The organism is Ekhidna sp. (assembly GCF_965221965.1).
In the GTDB taxonomy this organism is placed as follows: domain Bacteria; phylum Bacteroidota; class Bacteroidia; order Cytophagales; family Cyclobacteriaceae; genus Ekhidna.
On sequence record NZ_OZ244926.1, the window covers coordinates 3492739 to 3518205 of the forward strand.

At 43.1% G+C, this 25467-nt stretch carries 24 protein-coding genes; 11 read left to right on the plus strand and 13 right to left on the minus strand.

Annotation, left to right across the window (positions count from 1 at the left end; genetic code table 11):
- Nucleotides 1–489, plus strand: coding sequence for a GNAT family N-acetyltransferase (locus ACOQON_RS16255; protein ID WP_420576478.1), 489 nt, complete (start codon nucleotides 1–3; stop codon nucleotides 487–489).
- Here the strand turns inward: ACOQON_RS16255 and ACOQON_RS16260 are convergent.
- Nucleotides 486–1403 (minus strand): polysaccharide deacetylase family protein, encoded by a 918-nt coding sequence (locus tag ACOQON_RS16260; protein ID WP_420576479.1) that lies wholly within the window; start codon nucleotides 1401–1403, stop codon nucleotides 486–488. The genes ACOQON_RS16255 and ACOQON_RS16260 overlap by 4 nt on opposite strands.
- A 79-nt stretch (nucleotides 1404–1482) precedes the next feature.
- Nucleotides 1483–1647: a Lacal_2735 family protein gene (locus ACOQON_RS16265; RefSeq protein WP_420576480.1), complete on the minus strand. Its 165-nt coding sequence runs from the start codon at nucleotides 1645–1647 to the stop codon at nucleotides 1483–1485.
- A 157-nt stretch (nucleotides 1648–1804) separates the two neighbouring features.
- Here ACOQON_RS16265 and ACOQON_RS16270 point away from each other — a divergent pair, with 157 nt between their 5' ends.
- Genes ACOQON_RS16270 through ACOQON_RS16280 form a run of 3 tightly spaced genes read left to right on the plus strand, consistent with a single transcriptional unit; the run spans nucleotide 1805 to nucleotide 4748 of the window.
- On the plus strand, nucleotides 1805–3466 hold the full coding sequence (locus ACOQON_RS16270; protein WP_420576481.1) for a glutamine--tRNA ligase/YqeY domain fusion protein: 1662 nt from the start codon (nucleotides 1805–1807) through the stop codon (nucleotides 3464–3466).
- 5 nt (nucleotides 3467–3471) lie between these two features.
- On the plus strand, nucleotides 3472–3954 hold the full coding sequence (locus ACOQON_RS16275) for a hypothetical protein (RefSeq protein WP_420576482.1): 483 nt from the start codon (nucleotides 3472–3474) through the stop codon (nucleotides 3952–3954).
- A gap of 2 nt (nucleotides 3955–3956) precedes the next feature.
- Nucleotides 3957–4748, plus strand: coding sequence for an MOSC domain-containing protein (locus ACOQON_RS16280; RefSeq protein WP_420576483.1), 792 nt, complete (start codon nucleotides 3957–3959; stop codon nucleotides 4746–4748).
- On the opposite strand, the gene ACOQON_RS16285 is transcribed toward ACOQON_RS16280, so the two are convergent.
- The 3 genes from ACOQON_RS16285 to ACOQON_RS16295 form a co-directional block, all read right to left on the minus strand.
- A complete protein-coding gene (locus ACOQON_RS16285) occupies nucleotides 4749–5498 on the minus strand; it encodes a hypothetical protein (RefSeq protein WP_420576484.1) in 750 nt (249 codons plus the stop codon).
- 61 nt (nucleotides 5499–5559) lie between these two features.
- Nucleotides 5560–6270: a membrane or secreted protein gene (locus tag ACOQON_RS16290; RefSeq protein WP_420576485.1), complete on the minus strand. Its 711-nt coding sequence runs from the start codon at nucleotides 6268–6270 to the stop codon at nucleotides 5560–5562.
- Nucleotides 6267–8426 (minus strand): penicillin acylase family protein, encoded by a 2160-nt coding sequence (locus tag ACOQON_RS16295; protein WP_420576486.1) that lies wholly within the window; start codon nucleotides 8424–8426, stop codon nucleotides 6267–6269. The genes ACOQON_RS16290 and ACOQON_RS16295 overlap by 4 nt, the downstream gene beginning before the upstream one ends.
- Before the next feature lie 95 nt (nucleotides 8427–8521).
- Here ACOQON_RS16295 and ACOQON_RS16300 point away from each other — a divergent pair, with 95 nt between their 5' ends.
- The 4 genes from ACOQON_RS16300 to ACOQON_RS16315 all read left to right on the plus strand — a co-directional run bounded on the left by ACOQON_RS16300 (nucleotide 8522) and on the right by ACOQON_RS16315 (nucleotide 16117).
- On the plus strand, nucleotides 8522–8875 hold the full coding sequence (locus tag ACOQON_RS16300) for a DoxX family protein (protein ID WP_420576487.1): 354 nt from the start codon (nucleotides 8522–8524) through the stop codon (nucleotides 8873–8875).
- 183 nt (nucleotides 8876–9058) lie between these two features.
- Nucleotides 9059–11434: an FtsX-like permease family protein gene (locus ACOQON_RS16305; protein ID WP_420576488.1), complete on the plus strand. Its 2376-nt coding sequence runs from the start codon at nucleotides 9059–9061 to the stop codon at nucleotides 11432–11434.
- Nucleotides 11435–11549: 115 nt separating this feature from the next.
- Entirely contained in the window at nucleotides 11550–14624 is a 3075-nt protein-coding gene (locus ACOQON_RS16310; protein WP_420576489.1) for a SusC/RagA family TonB-linked outer membrane protein, read from the plus strand.
- Nucleotides 14625–14635: 11 nt separating this feature from the next.
- Nucleotides 14636–16117: a RagB/SusD family nutrient uptake outer membrane protein gene (locus ACOQON_RS16315; RefSeq protein ID WP_420576490.1), complete on the plus strand. Its 1482-nt coding sequence runs from the start codon at nucleotides 14636–14638 to the stop codon at nucleotides 16115–16117.
- A gap of 70 nt (nucleotides 16118–16187) precedes the next feature.
- On the opposite strand, the gene ACOQON_RS16320 is transcribed toward ACOQON_RS16315, so the two are convergent.
- On the minus strand, nucleotides 16188–16751 hold the full coding sequence (locus tag ACOQON_RS16320) for a pentapeptide repeat-containing protein (protein ID WP_420576491.1): 564 nt from the start codon (nucleotides 16749–16751) through the stop codon (nucleotides 16188–16190).
- Between the two features lie 4 nt (nucleotides 16752–16755).
- Nucleotides 16756–17640: an MBL fold metallo-hydrolase gene (locus tag ACOQON_RS16325; RefSeq protein WP_420576492.1), complete on the minus strand. Its 885-nt coding sequence runs from the start codon at nucleotides 17638–17640 to the stop codon at nucleotides 16756–16758.
- A 183-nt stretch (nucleotides 17641–17823) separates the two neighbouring features.
- Here ACOQON_RS16325 and ACOQON_RS16330 point away from each other — a divergent pair, with 183 nt between their 5' ends.
- Complete coding sequence (locus ACOQON_RS16330; RefSeq protein WP_420576493.1) at nucleotides 17824–18306, plus strand: PaaI family thioesterase; 483 nt, start codon at nucleotides 17824–17826, stop codon at nucleotides 18304–18306.
- Here the strand turns inward: ACOQON_RS16330 and ACOQON_RS16335 are convergent.
- Nucleotides 18303–18698 carry a hypothetical protein gene (locus ACOQON_RS16335; protein WP_420576494.1) on the minus strand — a complete coding sequence of 132 codons (396 nt, stop codon included), beginning with the start codon at nucleotides 18696–18698 and terminating at the stop codon, nucleotides 18303–18305. The two genes, ACOQON_RS16330 and ACOQON_RS16335, sit on opposite strands and share 4 nt — an antisense overlap.
- Nucleotides 18699–18765: 67 nt before the next feature.
- Between ACOQON_RS16335 and lgt the strand changes: the two genes are divergently transcribed.
- Complete coding sequence (lgt, locus tag ACOQON_RS16340) at nucleotides 18766–19545, plus strand: prolipoprotein diacylglyceryl transferase (protein WP_420576495.1); 780 nt, start codon at nucleotides 18766–18768, stop codon at nucleotides 19543–19545.
- Here the strand turns inward: lgt and ACOQON_RS16345 are convergent.
- The 4 genes from ACOQON_RS16345 to ACOQON_RS16360 all read right to left on the minus strand — a co-directional run bounded on the left by ACOQON_RS16345 (nucleotide 19535) and on the right by ACOQON_RS16360 (nucleotide 21976).
- Entirely contained in the window at nucleotides 19535–19837 is a 303-nt protein-coding gene (locus ACOQON_RS16345; RefSeq protein WP_420576496.1) for a DUF2442 domain-containing protein, read from the minus strand. The genes lgt and ACOQON_RS16345 overlap by 11 nt on opposite strands.
- Nucleotides 19838–19974: 137 nt before the next feature.
- Nucleotides 19975–20142: a DUF4160 domain-containing protein gene (locus tag ACOQON_RS16350; RefSeq protein ID WP_420576497.1), complete on the minus strand. Its 168-nt coding sequence runs from the start codon at nucleotides 20140–20142 to the stop codon at nucleotides 19975–19977.
- Nucleotides 20139–21026 (minus strand): diacylglycerol/lipid kinase family protein, encoded by an 888-nt coding sequence (locus ACOQON_RS16355; RefSeq protein ID WP_420576498.1) that lies wholly within the window; start codon nucleotides 21024–21026, stop codon nucleotides 20139–20141. Before ACOQON_RS16355 ends, ACOQON_RS16350 begins: the two co-directional genes overlap by 4 nt.
- Nucleotides 21026–21976 (minus strand): threonine ammonia-lyase, encoded by a 951-nt coding sequence (locus ACOQON_RS16360; protein ID WP_420576499.1) that lies wholly within the window; start codon nucleotides 21974–21976, stop codon nucleotides 21026–21028. Before ACOQON_RS16360 ends, ACOQON_RS16355 begins: the two co-directional genes overlap by 1 nt.
- A gap of 193 nt (nucleotides 21977–22169) precedes the next feature.
- On the opposite strand from ACOQON_RS16360, the gene ACOQON_RS16365 reads away from it, so the two are divergent.
- Complete coding sequence (locus ACOQON_RS16365) at nucleotides 22170–22556, plus strand: endonuclease domain-containing protein (RefSeq protein ID WP_420576500.1); 387 nt, start codon at nucleotides 22170–22172, stop codon at nucleotides 22554–22556.
- A 143-nt stretch (nucleotides 22557–22699) separates the two neighbouring features.
- Here the strand turns inward: ACOQON_RS16365 and polA are convergent, their stop codons facing one another.
- A complete protein-coding gene (gene polA, locus ACOQON_RS16370) occupies nucleotides 22700–25459 on the minus strand; it encodes a DNA polymerase I (RefSeq protein WP_420576501.1) in 2760 nt (919 codons plus the stop codon).
- Between the last annotated feature and the right edge of the window lie 8 nt (nucleotides 25460–25467).

Consider the following 25467-nt stretch of genomic DNA (forward strand, 5'->3'; position numbering starts at 1 on the left):
ATGATACGGCCTGCCAAATCAGAAGATGCTAAGGATATTGTTGGTATTTACAATCATTATATCCTGCACTCACATGCCACGTTTGAAATAGATCCTGTTTCTGAAGAAGAGATGAGGAATAGGATAAAGAAATTACAGGATGAGTTTAATCTTCCATGGCTGGTACTAGAAGAGCAAAATCAAATCATTGGTTATGCCTATGCCACTCAGTGGAAAGCACGGGTTGCGTATTCAAAAACCACCGAAACGTCCATCTACCTTCATAAAGATCAGGGAGGCAAAGGGTACGGACTGCCTCTATATTCAGAGTTAATGAATCAACTAAAAGCCCTTGGCTATCACGCCATCATTGGTGGTATGTCGCTACCCAATGAAACGAGTCGTGTTCTTCATGAAAAACTTGGCTTCAAAAAGATTGGTGAATTCAAAGAGGTTGGTTTCAAGTTTGACCGATGGATTGATGTAGGATATTGGGAGTTGGTTTTTTAATTAGCCAGTTTCCTTACGAATTCTGGTGTTTGAGCCTCTCCTTTAAAGAAGTCACCCTTAAGGCCTTTACTCATGCCCCATCGTTGAACCCAGGAAATACCCCAGTTTCCAAAACGAGTCACCTCCAGCTGATAAGCCGGGTCTTTCATCACCTCATCAAGGGTGGAAAACGTGTAGCCCTTTTTCTCATAGATGCTCAAAAGGTCATCCAGGTACATTGCATTGAGATAATTGGCATGAATAAGTAGGACATGATCCATTTTTCTTCCCAACAGATCATTGGAAGCCTTCTCGAAATACTCCAGCTGATCCTCCATGTATTTCAGGTATTCCTTTGCTACATTTTCTGCCAGCTCATCATTTCCATTTCGGATGGCAACCGCATAGGCCTTAGCAAAAAGATACTCTTCATTATCGATCGTCACGGGCGCCTCAATGTAATCCTTACTTAGTAGGAAGGCTTTCAGAGAGTCACTGGTTTCCTTATCGGCACCACTTCGCAGGTATGGATGACGGAAGTAGCGGAATTCTTTGCCGTATTTTTCAGAAAGTGGACGGATGATCTGCTCTCCTTTTAAAATGTCTTTTCCATATTCCTCAAGGTTCACATTGTGATAATTCATGTGGGAATAGGTGTGATTGCCAAGCTCATGGCCCTCTTCTAGCCATTTCTCCAGCAACCTGACTTTCTCATTACTTAACTGATTATCCTCATAGAGCTTTCCTTCATTTACAAATGCTACGGCTGGTGCATTGTGATTTTGGAGTGCATTCAACAATCCATTCGTAATTTCAAGATGGTTGCCAAGCCCATAGTCTACTGTCGGCTGATCATCAATCGTTATGCACATTTTCTGCTGTGCAAAAAGGCTAACGCTTATTGCTATTAGAATAAGTGAAATAGTTGACTTCATGCCACAAGTATAACTATAAGAATAGTAATAAAACTATTTTTATAGTAATATTTTATGCCAACTAAATAATGTGGAATGGTTATTTACTAATCGAAAGAATATCTTGTTGCACTTCTAATGCCTGCTTTTGCCTTTTCATACTCTCCTCGGTGTTGGTTTTTGAAAGCACATAAGCCTCATGCATGAGCTTATCATATTTTCTTTGAAGGGATTCGACATTGGTTTTTCTGAATAGCTTAATCATAACTTTGAAGGTTTTTAATGTTCACTCCTATATAAAGACGGTGAACATGGAAAATACCTACCTGATAAGTCAAATATTTTCAAAAGCATTGAAGTTGAATATCACAGGATAGATTTTCACTGATCATTCCCCTACTTTTGCACCCTAATTTCAGATTATGGACGAGGCAAAAAAACCGTTGAATTTCATCGAACAGATGATCGAGAAAGACCTGAAGGAAGGAAAGTACGATTCGATCGTAACACGTTTTCCTCCCGAACCAAATGGATACCTTCATATCGGTCATGCCAAGTCCATTTGCCTCAATTTTGGACTGGCTAAGAAATACAACGGCAAGTGCAACCTCCGATTTGATGACACGAATCCTGAAAAGGAAGAAACAGAATATGTAGACTCGATTAAGTCAAATATTAAATGGCTGGGATTCGACTGGGAAGACCGTGAGTACTACGCCTCGGATTATTTCGAGGAGCTCTATCGAATGGCCATCAAGTTGATTGAGAAAGGGTCAGCCTATGTGGATGATTTGTCACAAGAAGAATTCAACATATTAAAAGGAACCCCCACACAGCCGGGAAAGCCTAGCCCGTATCGCGATCGCCCTGTGAAGGAAAATTTGGACTTGTTTGAACGTATGCGGTCCGGGGAGTTTAAAAATGGTGAAAAGGTATTGCGAGCTAAAATCGACTTGAGCTCACCTAATATGCACATGCGAGATCCTATCCTATATCGGATCAAGCAGCTGCCTCATCACCGCACCGGCTACCAGTGGTGCATCTATCCAACTTATGATTTTGCTCATGGTCAATCGGATTCATTGGAAGAGGTTACACATTCCCTTTGTACGCTGGAGTTTGAAGTTCACCGTCCACTGTACGAATGGCTGATTAAAGAATTGGAAATATTTCCATCCAAGCAAACAGAGTTTGCGCGACTAAACCTCAGCTACACGATTGTAAGCAAGCGGAAGCTTCGAGAGCTGGTAGAATTAGGTCATGTTCAGGGATGGGATGATCCAAGGATGCCTACACTCTCTGGGATCCGAAGGAGAGGCTTTACCCCCGCTTCCATTCGAAAGTTTGCCGATACCATAGGCGTGGCGAGAAGAGACGGCATCACGGATATTGCCGTATTAGAACATGCGGTTCGCGAAGATCTGAATGCAACTACCAATCGAGTGTTTGGTATCATGAATCCACTGAAAGTGATCATCACCAACTGGCCGGAAGACAAAGAAGAAATGATGACGGGTGTAAACAACCCGGGAGACGAATCTGCAGGAACTCGTGAGATGCCATTCACCCGTGAGATCTACGTGGATCAAGCTGATTTTATGGAAGACCCTCCAAGTCCGAAAAAGTGGTACCGACTAGGGCCTGATAGAGAAGTGCGTTTGAAATTCGGGTATATCATCAAATGCACAGGGTACAAGAAAGCTGACGATGGCACCATCGAAGAATTGTACGCCGAATATGATCCGCAAACACGAAGCGGACAAGATACCAGTGGCAAGAAGGTGAAAGGAACACTTGGCTGGGTTTCAGTACCACATGCGGTAAATGTAGAGGTGCGAGAATATGATCGTCTGTTCAAAACGGAGAACCTGAATACGATCGAGGATGATTTCAAAAATCACCTGAATCCGGACTCACTCACCATCAACAAAAAGGCAGTAGTGGAGCCATCACTAAAAGATGCGAAAGTCGGTGATCAAATGCAGTTTGAACGGATCGGATACTTCCGTGTAGACGAAGACTCCACCGAAGATCATCTGGTTTTCAACCGGACGATTACGTTAAGAGATAACTGGGCGAAGTAAAACGCATGGGCAAAGTACCAAATTTTGGATATTGGGAACTTAGAATAAGTTGGTTAGTAATTTTCGGCATTGGAGCCGCAATTCTAATTCCAGCATATAACTTCTATACAAGAATAAATAACCCAACCCCTGAGTCATATAATTTATATGCATATCATATTGATTACCAAGGTTATTATATGCCGGTTAGGCTTAGCCGGTCTGTTCAAGGAGCTGAGCAAGCATCGAAATTTTATTCAATAGACACAACTGGCAAAATTTATGGACCAAATCTTCATCCATTAATAATTCCAGGAACCAAAGTTGGTATAGTTAAGATTAGTCCTGATTCCTGCTGCATAAAAGTCAAGGTTGAGTCCGTTCAGCGAAAAGGCTATAATATTGAAAGTGGCTTTGGATGGTTGCCGAAAGATTTAGTACATGAGAATCTAGACAGTTCTAGATTAGCTGATAAATATGAAATCCCATTTAGGGAATCAAGTTACTAGATATGAAAGTCTCAGGCCTCTATATCTATCCCATTAAATCCCTGCAGGGCATCTCTCTGCAAGAGGTGGAGGTGATGGAAAAAGGATTTCGATATGATCGGCGATGGATGTTGGTGAATAAAGCCAATGGTCACGTCACCCAACGAACACATCCTCATCTTTCTCAGATAGGCATTTCTTTATCTGAGGAAAGCATCATCGCAACACATCGAGATATGTCTGACCTTGAAGTTCCGCTCACGCTTAACCTTGGCAAACACATCCAGGTGACCGTATGGGATGATCAGGTGGATGCGTTGGAAGCGCCTCAAAATATTAACAACTGGTTTTCAAAAATTGCCGGAGAACCATGCAAACTGGTTTTTATGCCGGAAGCTGGGTCACGTCCGGTGAATCCTGCGCGCGCTATTAATGGTGAGCATGTCAGCTTTGCTGATGCGTATCCTTACCTGATCATCGGTCAGTCCTCACTTGATGATCTCAATGCAAGAATGGAAGTAGAGTTGCCCATGCATCGATTCCGTCCGAATATAGTAGTGGAAGGAAGCAAACCCTACGAGGAAGATCACTGGAGGGACATTCAAATCGGCGAGTTGAAATTTCATGTTACTCATCCTTGCAAGCGATGTGTCTTCACAACAGTGGATCAGGAAACAGGGAAAAAAGGAGCCGAGCCCTTAAAGACTTTAGCCACCTACCGAAGAGAGGGAAAAGAAGTGATTTTTGGGGTGAATGCGCTAGCGCTAGAGTCAGGGAGGATTAAGGTTGGGGATGAGGTTAAGTTGATTGATTAGTTACCTGATTTGAAGGTGAATATGGTCATCATGACGAACCGCCTGACATCCATGAAACCTGATTTTATCGACTTCTGACAAACCCCATCTGTTTTTTAGATGTGGTTCAATAAAGATTTTGGTGATCTCAGAGTTAGCGGCCAGTTTTAAAAGCAATTTTCTGGTTCTATCCTCGTCTACTTGATACGAGGATGATACAGGCACAAGCTTTCCAATCAGGCCATATTGCCAATAACCTTTACCTGTACAAATTTTAGGATAATTCAATTCTCTTGGTTTAGGTTCTTCATATGCGCCATAACCAATAAATGAAGGAGCAGAATTAGATACTTGGCTATTTTCAGTATAATAGAATGCTAAATCCAGCTTTTTTCCATCATTATGACTTAGGTGTGGGATCAGAGGAAACCCATTCCAAAACGGAAAATTTGCATCTAAATAATTGGTATGGGTTCCCGGAAATTCCTTGGCCATCTCACTAGCTACGTTTGCCATTGACTCTTTCAAACTCTCATCCACATAATGACGATTAAGCAACACCGTCCAGAGCGTCAAAGGCCTTAAATCTCCGGTTAATGGTAAAGGCTTTCTGCTAGAAATGACTCCAGCAAGAGGAACGATAAAGACGCTTACAGCAAAGTAAAGACCAATAAATAACCCAAAAGATTTGAATCTTTTTAGTGACAGTTTTCTATTTATATAAAGAAAGAGAAGATAAGCTATTCCACCCACTTGAGTTAAGATTGTCAAGAAGCTGAAAGTCAAAAAATGAAGTATATATCTAATCAACTAATCCCCAATTAACCAATCATTAATCTCTCCGACTCCAAATCTCATACATCGGATCGCCTTTGCTGCTTTTGCCGGAGTGGTGCCACGTCTCATCCTTGAGTTCATAGTTAAACTCCAGGCTCATGCCCACTCGGCTATCATCTCGCGAGAAAAACTCAATGTTTTCTGTGTACTTTCCATCTACGGTGGTGTACGTTCCTCCTCCTGTTCCCATGAACTGTTTAGTCTCAGCATTGTAGGCAATCCACTGGAATCGTGTCCCTGAAAGGATTTTCATTGTTTTTCTAGGTCGATTGGTATCGCGCTCCTGGATCTCACCGTTTCGTTTCCTTCCGGACATCAGCCAGGCACCTGCTAAATCACCGGGTTGACCGGCATCTACACGAGAGGCCCAATTCACCGATCCGACAATACGCATCTTGTCATTGCCATCAAATTCAATATCAAATGAAACCGCTTTTCCAACTAGAGAGGTATCCTTGGTATGAAACTCCGGCACCTCCGTCATGGTATTCCCTTCCAATTTCCATAATCCTCCGTTCGTTTCAATAAAAGCGCCGGTTTCGGCATCAAACCAAGCGGCCGCCTGATAATTCTCTGTGAAGGTGACTACCCCTTTCACCTTCTGACCATCTTCTCGTGTCTCGATCCACTCCCACGCGCCGATGGGACTTTGGGCGAACAGGATTCCTGTTGAAAGTGCACATGCTATTATTAAAATGGTCTTCATCGCTTTCCTGGTTTATACGTTTCCTCAGCACGCGCCTCCACATCTTCACGGTAATAGGCGGCCTCTTTGAATTGGCCATTGGCATACATCTCCGCCTGATCATCAAAGTGTGGCGAGTTCGGATCACTGCTTTGCCCTCCGGCCAAAATGGTTTTAGCCTTTACTTTATCGCCAAACTCCACAGCTGCTACAAAGCTGTTGCCTCGTGTTCCATAAATCTTATTAACATCATGATTTCCTCTCATGCCATAAGCAGCCAGGTGTCCCCACCATGCAGTGGTATAACCCACAGGTATACTTGGGGCGCCATCATCAAAGGATGCGTCAATTTCACCAGACAATCGCTGAAAGCGATTGACTTCTCCCCAAGGAATCAGCCAGGTGCCGTATCGGCTATCCATTTCTTCCATGGCTATTTTAAAAATACGTAATCGCTCGTCCTCTGGTAAGTCAGTTCCAAACCAATGGAACCGCTCCATTCCACTAAGCCCTTCGGGTGTCTCCGCATTTTGATAGAGCGCCTGTCCATAAAAATGCGCCAACGTCATCGCCTTGGAATCTACACCAGTGGTGAAGTCCCATGCTCGCAGTTCCTCCATTGCATCCCACATGGTTTTGCCTTGGTTGGAATTATCGTAAGCCTTAACCAATCCCGGAATCACTTTCTCAAAAGCAGGCAGGTAAGGATTGTAACCAAGTTCAATCAGCCCGTCCAGCGAAAGGCTCTCTACCTGAGAAAGCAGACGGATGGCATTCACTCCTCTGAAGTTCTCAGGGAAAGAAGTCATGTAATACGGATAATCCTCCTTTTTCGGGCTGTTCTCAGCAGCAGCAGTGAATGGTGTGGAATTACAATTCTGAATCCATCCATTGGAAGGATTGGTGACTATAATCGTTTCGTCCAGCTCGTGCAATCCCTGCCAGTCGGTAGCCGGATTGCTTCCGTCTACAGGTCGAGAATAATCAAACTGTATATCCCGCTTAGGAATAAAATTTCCGTGGTAGTAGGCGATATTTCCTTCCGAATCAGCAAAGACGGTGTTATTAGAAGAGTTCGTTCGAATGTTCATCATCTCGTGAAACTCCTCCAGGTTCTTCTTTTTGGTCCGCGTATATGATTGAGTCAATGCATCTACCGGCTTCCACATCAGCGCGGTGGCCGTCCATCTTCCATCTGATTCATGAGTGATCGGACCGTGATGGGTACGATAAATCGGGAAGGTTTTTTTCTTCATTTCCTCCCCGTCCTTATAACTCAGCCTCACTTCTTTGACCTCCACTTTTCGCTCTTCCTCTCCATATTGATAATACAATCCATCCTCCTTTTCGATGATTGTTTCCTGAAATTCATCGATGATGTCCGTGCCGGTTGACGTGTGCATCCAGCCGGTGTTTTCATTGAACCCCTGGTACACAAAAAACTGCCCCCAGGTCACGGCTCCATAGGCATTCAACCCCTCCTCACTAACTACATGGACTTCTCCGCGGAAGTAAAAGGAAGTGTGCGGATTGATTAGCAACATGGCATTTCCTGATTCGGTCAGGTCACCGGAGATGGCAAACCCATTGGAGCCCTGTGGCTCTTCCAAGGCATAGCCTTGCTTTATCATTGATTCATCATTAACAGCTACTTTTTCTTTTTCATAGAAAGCTTTGATCTTCCTAGTGGAAACCCGCTCAATATCTCCTCCAATCGACCCTTCAGTGAAATACATGGTCATCCAAGGTTCGTAGGTTGTGATCACCTTTGGCTCCACTTCCGGATGTGTTTCTAAATAATAATTGATGCCATCAGCCCAGGCTTCACACAGTTCCTTCAGCCAATCGGGTGCCGAAGCATAGGTTTCTTTTGCTTCCTCTTCCGTCATAAAAAGGCGAGCTCGTAAGTCACTATAAAGTGCCTCCTCTCCTTCGGTTTCTGCTAGTCTTCCAATCGCCCAGGTGAAGTTGCGCTCCACCCGACGAAAGTCATCTTCGCACTGCGCATAAAGCAACCCAAAGACTGCATCTGCATCAGTTTTCCCGTAGACATGCGGGACCCCAAAATCATCTCGAATGATGGTGACGTTTTCTGCTCGTTCGGCGAGTCCGGATTTAGTGGTCTCAGGGGTGCAGGCAAGGGTGGTAAGGAGTAAAAGAATAAATATCCGATACATAGGTTAAGGTTGAATTTGTTGTTAATCAAATATATTCAATCAGGATTAGTAAACCGATTACTTCGAGTAATCGGTTTACTTCCTATCTTTCCATTATGTCTACCGAAACCATCAGCCTCTGGATCATGGCGATCCTATACATCCTAGCCGGAATCAATCACTTCATCATGCCTCGGTTTTATGAAAAGATCATTCCGCCTTTTCTTGGAAACAAGAAGCTGATCAACTGGATGAGTGGAATCGCTGAGATCATTCTTGGAATCCTCCTTTTGATCCCATCCTACACCTCTACGGCTGCCTGGGGAGTCATTGCATTGCTTATCGCTGTTTACCCGGCCAACATTTATCATTTCATGAAAGGCTGGCAAAAAAAACGAATGGTTTGGGTGCTTGCTCTTCGCCTTCCGTTGCAGTTTGTCCTCATCTGGTGGGCATATTCTTTTACATAGAAAAGCAACCCCTGAGGAATTTTCGAATCTTTTAAACAGTACGACGCATGTAAAGCGTTCAAAAAGACGTGCGAAACCGAACAATCTGTCGAGCTGTTAGTGAGTTAAAACACTGATAATCAAATGATTGTATTTGGTGGCACATTCTTCGTTTATATTTTGAAATCACTAACTCACAGGACTATGCTCAAGAACTTCTTTAAAATCACTTTCCGAAATTTTCGGAAAAACAAATCCTATGTTTTTATCAATATGCTGGGTCTGGGGCTTTCCCTGGCTTGCTGTATTGTCGGTTATCTGAACTGGAAATTTGCTGCCGAATACGATCAGAATCATGAGAACCATGAGCGTATCTTCAAGGTACAGATCTATAAGGATGTTCAAAACCAGAATGTGCCTTACGGGATCACTCCTCTCCCCTTAGGAGAAATGATCAAGGATAAAATCACGGGAGTTACCCACACTTCCCGGTACATCGAAACCGGTCTTGTCCTCAAAAAAGAGCTTAAAGTATTCAATCAGGGCATTGCATTCGCCGAAGATGACTTTCTTGATATGTTCTCCTTTCCATTAAAATACGGTAATGAGTCAGCATTCTTTGATAGAAGCAAGATCATTTTGAGCAACTACACGGCCGATACCTACTTCGGAGAAGATGTGGATCCTACAGGTGAGATCATCACCATTATCACCGAAGATGGAAAGCAATATCCCATGACAGTGGGTGGTGTGTTGGAGCAAGTCCCACAAAATTCATCCGTGAGATTTAGCGCACTTACTCACTTTGACAACTACCTAAAAATCCGTGAATTAGAGAATGCCGACTGGAAACAATTTGTTGCCGCCACGTTTGTGATGACCGATGGTAGCTTTCCTAAAACCCTGCTAGATGACATCAACTCCAATTATGTTGAGGTACAAAACAAGGCGAGAGATGACTTTAAAATTGGAAGTTACTACGCTGTACAACTCACCAATCTCGGAAGCATTGCCGAGTCGATTCGCGCCAACTGGCTAAGCCAGCCGCCTCCACCACCTGCCGTGGTAGTGCCAATGATTATGGCTTTTCTCATGCTTTTAATCGCCTGCTTCAACTTCACCAACACGAGCATTGCCATTTCCAGCAAGCGTTTAAAAGAAATCGGAATCAGAAAAGTGATGGGCAGTGACCGCAAGCAGCTCATCGCCCAATTCATGGGAGAAAACCTCATGCTCTCATTTCTTTCCATGCTGGTAGCACTTGGCTTTGCCTATTTTCTTGTACCGGCATACAGTGCTATGTGGGATTTCATCACGTTGGAATTAAACCTGGTTTCTGATAGTGAGATTTATCTGTTCCTGATCGGACTATTAGTGCTCACATCAGTCATTGCCGGAGGTTATCCTTCGCTTTATATCAGTGCCTATCAGCCAGTGAATATCCTGAGAGGCAGTTTATCACTGGGAGGCACCAATTGGTTTTCAAAGACGCTACTTGGCTTGCAATACATGCTCACCATCATTGCCTTGATTTCGGCACTCGCCTTTACAAATAATGCAGAGTATCAGAACAGCCTGGATGTTGGATTTCAAAAGGAAAACATCCTGGGTGTGCGCGTGGAAAACAAATCCGAGTACGATCGCTTCACCAATCTGGTCAGCCAAATGCCGGAAATAGAAAAGCTCACAGGGACGACTCATCACATCGGGTGGTGGACATATGGCCGAACACTGAAAGCTGGCGAACAAGAAGTCGAGTCAGACATGATGAATTTTAGTCTGGATTATAAAGACATCATGGATCTGACCATTAAGGAAGGAAGATATTTTGACAAGGACCTGTATGAATTTGATAAGGAAAATTCAATCATCATGAATGAAGCACTGGTAAAAGAGTTTGGCTGGGATGAGCCAATCGGAAAAGTGGTGCAAATTGATGACAGCACCCGATTGACAGTAGTTGGTGTCATGGAAGACTTTTACATGTATGGTTTCTTTGATCCGGTAGAGCCTTGTGGATTCAGGCTGGCAGATAAAGAGGCCATGAATTTTGTTGTAATCAAAAGTGGGGTTGGCCCAACAGAACTACGGGACAAAATGGAAGCTAAATGGTACGAAGTAGCACCCAATACGCCATTTAATGCTTCATTCATTGATCAGCAACTGGCCGGAACAGATGAAGTGAATACCAACATTTCTACCATGTTTAAATTTCTTGGTGCTTTGGCCTTGATCCTTTCCTCCATTGGATTATACACCCTGGTATCGCTCAATATCATCAAGCGGGTGAAAGAAATTGGTGTACGTAAAGTGTTGGGTGCTTCCGTCAATCAAATTCTTGTATTGATGAATAAGCAGTTCTTCTGGTTGCTGTTGGTCTTTGCCTGCATAGGATCTGTACTTTCTTACCTGGCCATTGATGCCTTAATGGGATCCATATTTGCAGTCTATCAAACCATCAGCCCATTCACAGTACTCGCTCCATTTATTCTATTGATGCTCATTGCTGTATTCATTGCATCGAGCAGAATCTTCCGCACTGCTACGAAAAACCCAGTGGAATCATTGAGATACGAGTGAGATAATATGTTATTAAAATCGAAAAGAAGGGCAGAATCATCGATTACTGCCCTTTTTTCATTTGGCTATAGTCGAATCTACCTATTTTTAGGATTTTATTATCAACTACCAAAACATGAAACTACTCCTAACCTGCCTGGCGTCCCTGCTATTGGTATTTTCTGTATCCGCCCAAGTGACAATACGAGGTAAAGTCACAGATGCTAATAATAAGGGAATCGCTGGTGCCACCGTAAAAGTGGAAGGCACCACAAATGCCACCACTACATCATCAGACGGTTCCTTCACGATTCAATTGACCGATGGGTACGAGACCCTGGTGATCACTGCTAAAGGATTCCAGTCACAAAAAGTTTATTTAACCGGTCAGTCGGACCTTAACATCTCCATGCAGTCATCCCGATCCGGAGATCAGGTAAACTTTGGCATTGGCTCCCAAAGCAAGGATAAGGTGACCAGCAGTGTTTCTTCTGTGGATGCTGACAATATGATCCAGGCTCCTTTGGTAAACCTTGAACAAGCCAATCAGGGAGTCACAGCGGGATTACAAGTGCAAAATTCCAGCGGGACATTGGGAGAAGCTACCAAAGTGAGAATTAGAGGTGGTTCGTCACTTACCGGATCTAATGAACCTCTTTATGTCGTAGATGGTGTTCCATTAGTGTCCGGCAGCCAGTCTAATATCAACCCGAACAATATCGAAAATATTGAAGTGCTGAAAGATGCTTCGGCAACTGCCATTTATGGAACCAGAGCAGCAAACGGTGTGATAATCATCACAACCAAAAGCGGTAATGCTGGAAAACTCAAAGTAAATGTTGATTACCAATTAGGTATTGCTAATACTCCCAAAAAGCTGGATTTATTTGATGGAAATGAGCACAGAAGGCTAATATTTGAATTCACGATCTTAAGTGAGATACAACAAATCTCTCAGGGAGCGGGCGCTCCTCTTGAAATTCTAGTTGATGGCCAGGAAGCCGACTTTGGCCGGGATTTCATTGAAGATAATTATACCAACCTGGAGTCTGTTTCATATCGCGATCCCAGCGGAGTTGTAAACAGTGGAAATCCAATAACTCCTACAAGGAACAGGTTCCTGGACTCTCTCTCCTTTGACACAGACTGGCAAGATGAAGTCTTCAGAACCGCGCTCTCACATACTGCCAATATCGATTTTCAAGGCGGAAAAAAGACGTTCAACTATTTTGTAGCAGCTGGTTATACCACTCAGGAAGGTATATTGATTGGCAACAGTTTCAATCGATTTAATGGAACGGTTTCGCTTAATAGTGAAGTCACAGAGAACCTGTCAGTTGGCTTAGACTTCAATTACATCAACACGAAAGATGAACGATTAAGAGATAATCTGGATTTGGGTTTTCCACTCCAGGCGCTTGCCCTCCCACCAAGTGATACATATGAGCCCGACAACTTCGATCGGCTTTTCGTTTTTGCAGGCCGTAATTTTTACAACCCAATTACTGAAATCAATTACTCCGATAATTTCAGCTATGAGAATAGCTACATCGGAAGTCTCTCATTGAACTATAAGCTCAATGATAAAATAAGCTTTGACGTAAACGGTGGAATTGACTTTGCCAATATTGATGATGAACTTGAGTTGCAGCCTGTAACATTGGATGGAAGCCCGAATGGAAGAACTCTAGTCAATGAACAGCGGATTAGAAATTATGTTTTCAACGGCTGGGGAACATACAGCAACTCCTTTGCCAGCGGCAATAACTTATCGGTTATCCTGGGTGCATCCTATCAGGAATCAAATGCCACATTTACAGTGAGAGAAGCATTTGTTCCCACAATAGAACAGTTGAATGCGTTAGAAGATGACAGCCCGCTGCTAAACAATGTTCTGGTCCCCGGATCGGCGAATATTTTGGTTTCATCTTATAGCCGCGTTTCGTACTCAATAAGATCCAAATACGATGTTCAGGTAACTGGGCGTGTAGATGGAAGCTCTAAATTCTCAGAAGACAATCGCTTTGGTTTCTTCCCGGCTATTTCGGCTGGGTGGAACATCCATAATGAAGAGTTTTATGGTGGGGAAAGCAACTTAAGATTACGAGCAAGCTATGGCCTGGTAGGAAATACTCCTTTCGACGATTTTGCCTTTAGAAGAAATTACGTGACAGTCAATTTTGAAGATGGTGAAACGATAGAGGCGATTGACATTGGAAATGATAATCTTAAATGGGAAACAACCTCACAACTCAACGTTGGAGTAGATTTTGGCTTTCTCGACGGAAAGCTCACAGGATCAGTAGACTACTACATTAAAAACACAAAAGATCTTCTTTTCCCAAGACCTATTACACTTACTTCTGGTCAACCTGACGTCTTAACCAACTTTGGTGAAATGAAAAACACCGGGGTTGAGTTGTTTATCAGCTCTCAAAATATGAGCACTGAAAGATTCAGCTGGTCAACTGACTTTAACATTTCAACAAACGAAAATACCATTACAAACCTGGATGGAAACAGGGCTGTGGTTGGAGTTAACGCATATATCGAAGATCAGCCTGCAGGTGTCTTCTTCGCCCGTGATTTTGTTGGTGTTGACCCTGCAACAGGCCTTGCTCTTTATGCCGATGGGAATGGAGGGGAAACCACAGATCTTGATGATGCTGAACTCACCATAATTGGTGATCCAAATCCTGACTTCTTTGGAGGCATAACCAATACACTGACCTATGGCAATTTTGATTTTTCATTCCTCGTCCAATTCGTTCAGGGAAATGACATGTACTTTGCTACCGGAGAACAGATAGCAAATAGTGGAATCAATTTGCAAGGTCAATTAAACTCTCAAGTAGATCGATGGTATGCCCCGGGTGATGTCGCGTCAAACCCCGGCCTGGATATAGACGGCAACCCTCCCGTGGAATCAAGTAGATGGATTGTGGATGGTAGTTATGTAAGACTGAAGAACGTCATGTTAACATTCAATCTTCCTGCAGCAAAGCTATCTCAGTTGGGGCTGAGTCATTTAAGCGTATACGTAGGAGCGACCAACCTATTGACGCTTTCTGATTATCCCGGCTATGATCCCGATGTAAACTACGTGGATCCATTGAATGGTCAGATCGGCCAAAATATTAGTAGAGGTATTGATAACTTCTCAACGCCTCAGTCAAGAATGATCATGACAGGAATCAAGTTCGGAATCTAAAGAAATCACCAATGAAAAAATATATAAACAACTCGCTTTTACTGCTCTCCATTATCGCAATATCTTGCAACGACTTGCTGGATGCTGAAGCTGAAAACACTATCAGCGGAGATATAATAGTTGATGCTAATTCTGCTCAAAACGTTCTTGATGGAGCATATTTCAACCTTTTCGGGATTTATGATGGTTCTAATGGAGGAGAACTTCTTGGTGGAGACTTTAAGATAATACCAACACTCTTATCCAGGCATGATGGACAGGAGGTTTCCTGGCAAAGTGATGTATTCCCTAATTACACCCGCTTCTCCCAAAATAATTTTACAAATGTAGATCCAAGAATAGAGGCAAATTGGTTGAGGGGTTACGAAACAATCAACATAGCAAACAATCTTTTGGCAAATCTTGATGTGATTCAAAACAGCGGGACACGCGAACTCATTGAAGGTCAAAGCCTGGCGATTAGGGGAGTGCTTTATTTTGAAATGGTTCGCTTGTGGGCACCACAATACAGCAGTGCCAATTCATCTGCAGAAGCAATTCCTTTAATTGATTATCCCATTAACACGACAGAAGATTTACGTGATGTTCAACTAGCAACCGTAGATGCTATCTATACCCAAGTTGAAAATGATTTAGAACGAGCGAGTCTTCTGCTTGAAGATAAAAATCTACCTAAGAATCGATTATCGTACTATGCTGTTGAAGCATATCGCGGGAAGGTGGCCATGCAAAAGAGTGAGTACGCTGATGCAATCACTCATTTTAACAATGTTATTGATGGACCCTTTGAGCTAATGGATAGTCCGTTGGACGCTTTTAATAATTCTTCACCGGTAAGTGAAGATATTTTAGTAGTTGTTCAAACTCCTGTAGCTACAACAGGAAATCTTACGTCTGCAACAGGTTTAGCTCCAATGTTTTCCCGCTTAAATAGTACTGGTTATGGAGCTTTTCAAATTCTAGAAAGTACTTTCGGCTCGCTGCAGAAGACATTCATTCCAAACAATGCAAACTTTTATCAAAGTGATATTCGGCATTCCATTCAAGATGCGGAAGCTACTGATTTGCCAGAGTCCATTGATTCTGCCTTTTATAAAACAAATGTCAACTTGAGTAGCTCCAAATTTTTGCGCTCTACAGACGTGATCCCGGTTATCAGATTAGCAGAAATTCATTTGGCTAGAGCGGAAGCAATACATGAAGATTTGTTCGTGACACCAATAGACCCAACCGCGTTAGAAGACCTTAATAAAATTCGTCGAAGAGCAAGAATTCCTGAGCTAGACGGATCACAGTCTGAGTTTGCGTTTGTTGACAGTGTCAGAGTTGAAAAAAACCGAGAACTACTCTACGAAGGGTTAGTTTTTCATGACCTTAAAAGGTGGCGACTCAATGATAGCGATGTGTCTATTGCCTTTGGAGTAAATCCTCTTGATGTGATATTACCAATACCACAATCCGAATGCTTAGCTAGCCCGGGATTGTGTGATTAAAGAAAAAAGTCGTCTCACTACTCCAAGTAGTTGGACGACTTCATGAATTTTTTAGTACTTGAAGCCTTTTTTAGCTCTTCCTATCAACCTTGATATTGTACCGAATGAGCAATCCCTCTAATTCGGATTGAGAGAATCTCGCTTTGCTAATTTGATTCTGTTCAGGGTCAATGGAAAAGTTTGAGGATGCAGTAAGGTCCGCCCCTTGTAAATTAGTTCGCTCAAACTTGGCATTGAGCAGATTGCAACCGGTGACTTTTGTTCCTTTCAGTTCCGCATCGGTAAAATCCACTCCCTCCATACTGGATTGATTGAATTCCGTTTGTTGCAACTTCATCTGGTAAAACGTGGAATGATCCAACTGGCAGTTCTCAAATTTTGCTGAGAATAATAAGTGATTGCATCTGTCAAATTGAATTCCCAGCATCTTGCACTTGCTAAAAGTACAATCCAGAAAGGAGGTCTCCTCAACGTGGATATTACTGAGATTACACTCTACAAACTCGCATTCTATAAATCGTGTAGAAGTCAGATAAGCACCTGAAAAATCACAATTTTTAAAGACACAACCTTCGTACTCATTGGTGTTATCCAGTTTGGGTAACGATTCGAATTTTTCGTTTGCAACAAGCATTTGATTACCCTTCCTTTTTCTTCCAGTACCTCACCAGCCCGGCCACACTCATCCACGATGGGTTAGCTGCCTCATATAGTTTAATTCCATGATCTGAAACACCTCTTTCCTTTAGCTGATTAGCTGTGTAGGCCATAAACTCAGGTGTAATTTCATCGTTGCTCATTCCGGACTCCCACTTTGCTTTCATCCATTGTGCCCAGTCATTCAGGATTTCTTTCAACTCCTTCATGTGGATGTTCGGGTTCATCTCCTCTCCGAAATGGGTCAATACCAGTCGGTTCGGATTTTTGGAAAGTACCAGATCAATCGAGTGTAGCCAGTCTTCGATGTTGATATCCGGTGGTGGGCAAGGCGGCACCACAGGCCCTCCTTCAATCTTTACCCCGGCCACATCACCGGTAAATATGGTGTCTTTCCAATGCCAGGCAATGTGATGCTTGGCATGGCCCGGAGTATGTAAGGCTCTGAAACTATGCCCCCCGATTTCCACAACCTCCTCATGCTCCATGACTTTCAGATTCTTCTTTGGAATGCCTTCCATCTTCCCCCAAAGCGTATCCATTTGATCGCCATAAATCATCGTGGCAGATGCTACCAATTTGGTGGGATCATGCATGTGATCGTGACCAAAAGGATGTAAATACACCTTGGCGCCTTTTTCAGCAAATGCCCAGGCAGCCCCAGCATGGTCGAAGTGAATGTGGGAAAGCAGGACATGTTGCACGTCGCTCACTTTGTATCCATGGTCAGCCAATCCTTTTTCCAGGCTTGGAAATGTAGAGTAGGGACCAGACTCAATGAGAACCGGACCATCGTTCGTTTCTATTAGAAAAGCAGCGATAGCGTGCTCGTAATTTTGAAAATGGAGATCGAGGGTGTGGTACATAATTTTTAATTTGAAGGAATCAAATCGAAAAACTTGTCATATTGAATGCAATGAAATATCTCCCTTAATTCCAGAAGGCTTTTAAAACATTTTATCCAAACCACTTTATTATAAATATTTCTCTCAAAGTCGAAAAGACAAGTATTTTGATTTGATTTAACGTTTAGAAGTAAAGTTAGCAAAATGAGCGAGTCAAAATACTTTCAGGATCACATGCCCGAAAATGTCTGCTTCGGATGTGGTCACAATCATGAAGGGCTTCAAATCAAAAGCTATTGGGAAGGTGATGAGTCTGTCTGCAAGTGGACGTCAGAGGAAAAGTATCATGGATGGAGCAACCTGATGAATGGCGGGATCATGGCTACCCTGATCGATTGTCATTGCATGGGCACGGCCATGGCAGATGCATATAAACGAGAGGGAAGATCGCTGGATTCTGAGCCAGAGTACAGATATGCAACGGGCACCCTGACTGTCAAATACTTAAAGCCAACACCCAATACCGAAGTGGAATTGAGAGCCAGAGTGGTTGAAGTAAAAGGACGAAAAACCGTTCTCAAATGCGACTTACTCTCAGCTGAAGGTGAAAAAACCGCGGAAGCGGATGTCGTAGCTATCCGCGTTTTTGATGGTAGCGAGAATAAAGAAACAGTTTTTAAAAGCTAGTCTGCTTCCTCAAAAAGCAACTTGATTTTGGTTGTGGATTCTTCCTCCGTATCGTAGGCATCTGTCAGGGTTATAAGTACTCCATCAACCACTACTTTAGTGGCAATCTCCTCTTCCGCATTGGTGGTCAAATCACCGATTCCTAATTGTTCATCAACTCCATTTATTTCAAGAGCCACTACCATTCGACCCAACCAAATGCATGTTACATCTTTCGGACAAAGCGAATTCTCCTCAATATCAATAAACGAAATGGTCCAGTCTTTCCCCAGTATTTCCTGAGTAATCGTCTGCTGATACTTAATTAAAAGCTCGTCTTGTTTCAAACTTCCGGATTCGTCTTTGCATCCGGCAAGGAGCATTCCAATGAGTAATATTTTCACTAGGTTCATGGCTATTATTTTGAATATATTGCTCAAATCTTATGCCATATCAAACGATATTAATAATTAAAATTCCATGCATCCTGAACTGTTTTCAATAGGAGACTTCACCATCCACACCTATGGTTTTATGATCATGGTGGGGGCTACTCTTGGTTTTTTATACATGAGCCATGTAGCCAAAAAAGACCTGGGTATTGAAAAAGATAAAATCCAGAACCTGGCGATTATGGTGATCATCGCTGCTTTCGTCGGCGGCAAGCTATTTTTCTACCTGGAGGATCCCGGATTCTATTTCAGTTCGTGGGAAAATATGAAACGAAACTTCCGAACAGGATTTGTTTTTTACGGTTCATTGCTTTTTGCTGTGCCGCTCATTGTCTGGTATTTCCGAAAAGAAAAATGGCCGCTCTGGCCGTTGATGGATCGGCTGGCGATCGCTGCATGCATCATTCATGGCCTGGGCAGGATCGGGTGCTTCTTTGCCGGGTGCTGTCACGGGGTGCCAACGGACATGCCATGGGGTGTGACGTTCACGGACCCAATTTCACAAGCTGAACCACTAAACACACCCCTGCATCCGACTCAGCTTTATTCTGCCGGATTGATTTTTGGAATTCTTATCGTGTTGCTCATGCTGAAACGGCACAACCGATTCGAAGGGCAGCTTTTTTTCATATATATAATCCTGTACGCGGTAGGTAGAGGGATCATTGAAATCTTCAGAGGTGACGAAGAAAGAGGCTATATCATCGATGGTGTGCTCTCACACTCACAGTTTATCAGTCTGGGAGTAATTGCGGTGACTGTGTGGCTTTATTTGCGGTTTAAGAAGAGGGCGAGGTTTAGGAAATAGCCGAGGATTCTGTGTGTAAAATAGTATTGTGATAAAGATCACTTAATGGGAAACATAATTCAAAATCATTCCAATCAAGATTACCATTAACTATTTTGAACTGCTTAAACCTCTCTTCCTTTTCATACTTCTTAATTTCAGGGTGCTTATTAGCATTTAAAAACGGTTTAAAGTCTACCATTTTCTCTGTCCCATCAGTAAAGCTAATCCGAATAGCAAAGTCACCGATGTAATGAGCGCTTTTAATTGCTAGATCTTGTACTTCTTCCTGGTATTTTTCTATGATTTTCATTTTAATCTTTTACTAACTCTACGAAAATCGACTTGCTTGTGATACACAAAATAATCGATCCATTTCTTAACAATCTCATCTGCGTATTCACCTAAAAAGTCTTTTAAAGATACCAAATCCTTTCCCTTAAGTGGTTTCTACCCTTTTACGTTTGATATTATAATTTCACTTACTTCACCCTTTATCAATATGATAGTTGCCTTGCTTTCAAATTCTCCCTTTCTTGCATGCACGTGAATTGGCTCATGCTCATTAGAATAAAAAAAGAAAATAATACCTAGGTATTCATAAATCTTTGGCATCATCTAAAGTTATTAAAAACTCTTAATTGCAAAGCCTCCTGCAACACTTTAATCTCAAATGGCGGCTGACCCATTCGTTCACCGTCGATATGAGCAAATAGTAAATCGTTCGCTTCTACTTTGACCGACTTTGCTTTGTAAAAGTTGATTTCCTTCAATGATCCGTGTGTTCCCCCTGAGAGTTTATTGATGTTCAGAAACCTTCTCAGTCCGGATACTTTGCCGATTTCGCAAATTTCCAGTAGCCCATCATCAACCTTTGCCTCGGGCATCAGTTTGAATCCACCTCCAAACGTTGTTCCATTACCGATGGTCAGCAGGATCAAATCTTTTTGGAAGGTTTGATCATCTATTTTGTAGTCGAATTTGCGCTCGCGATAGCCACCTAAAATACGAAGTACATGATAGTAATAAGCGGCATGTCCGGTTAAAAGCGGGACTCGCTTAGACGCCATATCCTCTACAATTTGTCCATCAAACCCAATCCCAACTCCGTTGACGAACTTACGATCATTGCATTGACCCAAATCAATTCGATGGACTTCCCCTTCTAACGCAGTATCAATTTGCTCGTCCAGTGTCTGGCCGATTGTAACATTTTTAATGAAGTCGTCCCCAGTGCCTGCAGGAAGAATGGCAACCGGAATGTCATATTTCAATCCATTCACCGATTCATTGATGGTTCCATCTCCTCCAATGATGATAAGGTCAGTAAATGATGTATCCAGAAACTCCTCAATGGTTTTTGTGGCACTCTTGCTTTCATTTGTATCGAAGACCTGATAATCGATCTGCCGCTCGCTAAGTGTCTCAGATAATTTTTTACAAATCTTCAACGCTTTACCACCGGCAAAGGGATTCCAGATGACAAAGATTTTTCTGGACATCAGAATGGGAGTTGAGTGAGTTCTACGTTCCCTCCGGTCAGAATGACTCCCACACGTTTCCCTTCAAACACTTTGGGATTTCTCAAAATCGCTGCAAAAGGAACGGCACAGGATGGTTCAATCACAATTTTCATGCGCTCCCAGATCAGCTTCATCGCTTGTACAATTTCCGCCTCGGAAACCAGAAGTACCTCCTTAATGTGCTCTGATAGAATATCGAAATTCTTTGGGCCAATGGATGCTTTCAAGCCATCTGCAATCGTATTGGATGTTTTGTTCGCCACCCTTTTCCCGTTTTTCAATGATTGATAGCAGTCATCTACCTCTTCCGGTTCACCCACATACAACTCCAGATTGGGATTCAGGTAATGCGAAACCAGCGCCATACCGGAAGCTAATCCGCCTCCACCTACCGGAGCAATTAATGCATCCAGGTTTTCCACCTCCTCAATAAGCTCCTTCGCTGCAGTGGCCTGCCCTGCGATGATGTTATAATCATTAAAAGGATGGATAAGGATCGCGCCTGTTTTTTCAATCACTTCATTGCAGGTCGACTCCCTTGATTCCTCCGTCGGCTCACATTCAATCACCTCGGCACCATATCCCTTTACAGCATCGATCTTGACCTTTGGTGCGCCTTTTGGCATGACGACATAGGCTTTGGATCCAGCCAGCTTAGCCGCGAGTGCCACCGCCTGCCCGTGATTCCCTGAAGAATGACATGCAAACCCATTGACTCTCTCCTCAGGCCGATATGAAAAGATGGCATTAGAAGCTCCACGCATTTTAAAAGCACCAACCTTTTGGAAGTTTTCGCACTTGAAAAACATGTGACATCCTGCCAGTTCATCCAGATTGGCGGAGGTCATTACCGGTGTGTTGTAGATGTACTGCGAGATGCGCTGGTGTGCTCGCTTGATGTCTGAGAAGGAAGGCGGAGATGTTAGCATACCCAAATTTATAGATGAATCCCATCACCCCCTAACCCCCTCAAGGGGGAAAGGTGTGTTTTTGAAAGATTGCTAAAAAAGGCCAATCTTAGATAATCTCTTTTGAGGTATTCCAGGTTTAACTATGTTTATCTGTAAACATATTCTAGAAACAATACATACAACTCCCCCTTGAGGGGACTGGGGGGTGAAAATGAACAAATATTCCAATAATAACTACAACAAAAATCTAAAGCAGCTAGCTAGAAAACTCAGGAAAAACCCAACTAAAGCAGAGACAGTCATGTGGCGTGAGGTGCTTGGAGAAAAGCAGATGATGGAATACCGTTTTTTGAGGCAAAGGCCAATTGGAAATTATATCGTCGACTTCTTTTGTAAAGAGCTCAAACTAATCATCGAAGTAGATGGATACACTCATCAGTTTGAAGAGGTGGCAGCTAAAGATCATGTACGGAAGAAAGAGTTAAAAGAGATGGGATATTTCATTATTCATTTTGAAGATTCTGAGGTTCTCTCCGACATCAATAATGTGGTGCGAACGATTGAAAATTGGATTTTGGACAGAGAGGTCACCCCCTAGCCCCCTCGAGGGGGAACGGAGCATACAACATTTTAGACTCGCTGAATTAAAAGTCTAGTTTATAAACAAAGATTTATAGACTCTTCTTGTTGAGAATCAATTTCCCCCTTGAGGGGGCTGGGGGGTGATGAAGAAAAGAATTTTTAATGCGCCTCCAGCCAGTTTTGACCGATCCCGATTTCCACTTCCATCGGCACTTCCAGGGGATGTGCATTTTTCATGAAATCCTCCACCTTACCAACCAAAAGATCCTGTTCATCCTTATGTAGATCAAACACCAGTTCATCATGCACCTGCATGATCATTTTGGATTGGAGTTTCTCCCTTTGCATCCATCGATGGATATCAATCATGGCTATTTTGATAATGTCTGCAGCGCTTCCCTGAATCGGAGCGTTGATAGCGTTTCGCTCATCAAACCCACGCATGGTGAAGTTTCGGGAATTGATATTCCTCAAATATCTCCTTCTTCCTAAAATGGTCTCCACGTATTCATCTTTCTTCGCTTTTTCGATCGTGGTGTCCATGTACTTCTTCACATTCGGAAACTCCTTGAAATAGGAATCGATTATCTCCTGTGCTTCTCCACGAGAGATATTCAGGTTTTGAGATAGACCATAGGCAGAGATGCCATAAATAATTCCAAAATTTACTTCTTTGGCTTTTCTGCGCATGTTTGGCTCCACATTGTCAATGTCAACGCCAAAAACTTTCGATGCTGTGGTCGCATGGATATCCCGCCCCTCTTTGAAGGCCTGCATCATGTGCTCGTCTTTGGAAAAAGATGCCATGATGCGTAGCTCAATCTGAGAGTAATCTGCAGCCATGATCAGATAGTCCTTGTCTCTCGGGACAAATGCTTTTCTGATCTCACGTCCCTTTTCCGTTCGAATGGGAATATTCTGAAGGTTTGGATTATTGGAACTCAATCTTCCGGTTGCCGCCACCGTTTGCCGATAGTCCGTATGGATGCGATCATCCGCCGGGCTGATCAGCTTTGGCAATGCATCCACATAAGTGGATTTTAGCTTTTGATATTCCCGAAAGGTTAAAATCTTCTCTGCGATGGCGTGCTCATCTGCCAGCTTGGAAAGGATATCTTCACCTGTGGCATATTGGCCTGTTTTTGTCTTCTTCGGTTTATCTACAATTTTCAGCTTATCGAACAGAATCTCTCCGAGCTGCTTGGGCGAGCCGATGTTGAATTCCACTCCGGCAATATCAAAAATTTCCTGTTGCACATTGCGGCTCAGCTCATCCAGTTCTTTCGACATTTTTTCCAACGCACTCGTATCCACCTTCACTCCCTGGTATTCCATGTCGGCAAGCACAAAGGATAAAGGCTCTTCCACCTCATGAAGTAGTCGCTGCAATTTTCGTTCATCAATATCCTTCTCCAGAAGCTCTTTCAGCTGAAGTGTGATGTCCGCGTCCTCACAGGCATAGTTCTTCACCTTTTCCGGATCAATCTGATCGATGGTTTTCTGATTCTTCCCTTTCGGGCCAACCAGATTTTCAAACGAAATGGTCTTATAGTTCAACAACTTTTCAGCCAGCCAATCCATGCTGTTGTTGGATTCGGGATCAAGCAGGAAGTGTGCCAGCATAGTATCGAAAATGGTGCCTTTGACATTTACCTCGTAATTGCGCATCACCTGGATGTCGTACTTCAGATTCTGACCAATTTTCTCAATCTCCTCATTTTCCAGTACCTCCTTAAACACATCAGAAATCTCCTGTGCTTTGTCAAAGCAAGGCACATACCAGGCCTCTCCTTTTTCTATAGCAAAGGCAATCCCTACCAGCTTGGCTTCTCTGGTCTCCAGACTGGTGGTTTCCGTATCGAAGCAAAAGGACTTTTGAAGTGCCAGTTTATCTGCCAGTTTTTTAGCCTCATCAGTTGTCGAAACCAAATGATATTTGTGATCGGTAGTTTCTATCGAAGATCGCTTGTCTGAGGACTCACTTGAAGTACCTGCTGTATCAAACAAGCCCAGCTGTTGAGTGTCGCCTTTCTTGATTTCATTCTCCTCCTGAAACACCCGACGGGCAATGGTCTTGAACTCAAGTTCATCAAAGATGGGTTTCAGGATTTCCGGATTCGGATCACCATATTTCAGATCATTTTCATCGAACTTAATTGGTGAATCAATTTTGATGGTTGCCAGCTCTTTCGACATGATGCCCTGCTGGCCAAACTCTTCCACACGTTTCTGTAGTGCGCCTTTTAATTTGTCAACATTTTCTACGATTCCTTCAACTGTACCAAATTCCTTTAAAAGCTTGGAAGCGGTCTTGTCTCCAATGCCGGGAATACCAGGAATGTTATCCACCGAGTCGCCCTTTAATCCTAGCACATCTCGTACCTGATCTACCTTATCGATATCAAACTTTTCCAGTACTTCCGGGATTCCCATAACCTCAACTCCATTCCCCATTCGTTTGGGTTTGTATAAGAAAATGTTCTCATCTACCAGCTGCGCAAAGTCCTTATCTGGTGTCATCATATATACCTTAAACCCCTCCTTGCTTGCCTCTTTGGCAATTGTCCCGATCAGGTCATCCGCCTCATAGCCATCCATTTCCAGAATGGGGATATTCAACCCCTTCACGATATTCTTGCAGTATGGAATAGCCACCTTGATCTCCTCCGGTTGCTCCTGACGAGTGGCTTTGTATTCCGCATAGTCTTCGTGACGGAAAGTAGGTGCGTGGGTATCAAAGGCCACCCCGATATGAGAAGGTTTCTCTTTTGTAATAATCTCCAGCAGGGAATTGGTAAAACCCAGAATCGCACCGGTATTGATGCCATTCGTAGTGAGTCTTGGATTTTGACTCATGGCAAAGTGCGCACGGTAAATCAATGCAAATGCATCGAGTAGGAAGAGTTTCTTTTCGGACATTGTGCTAA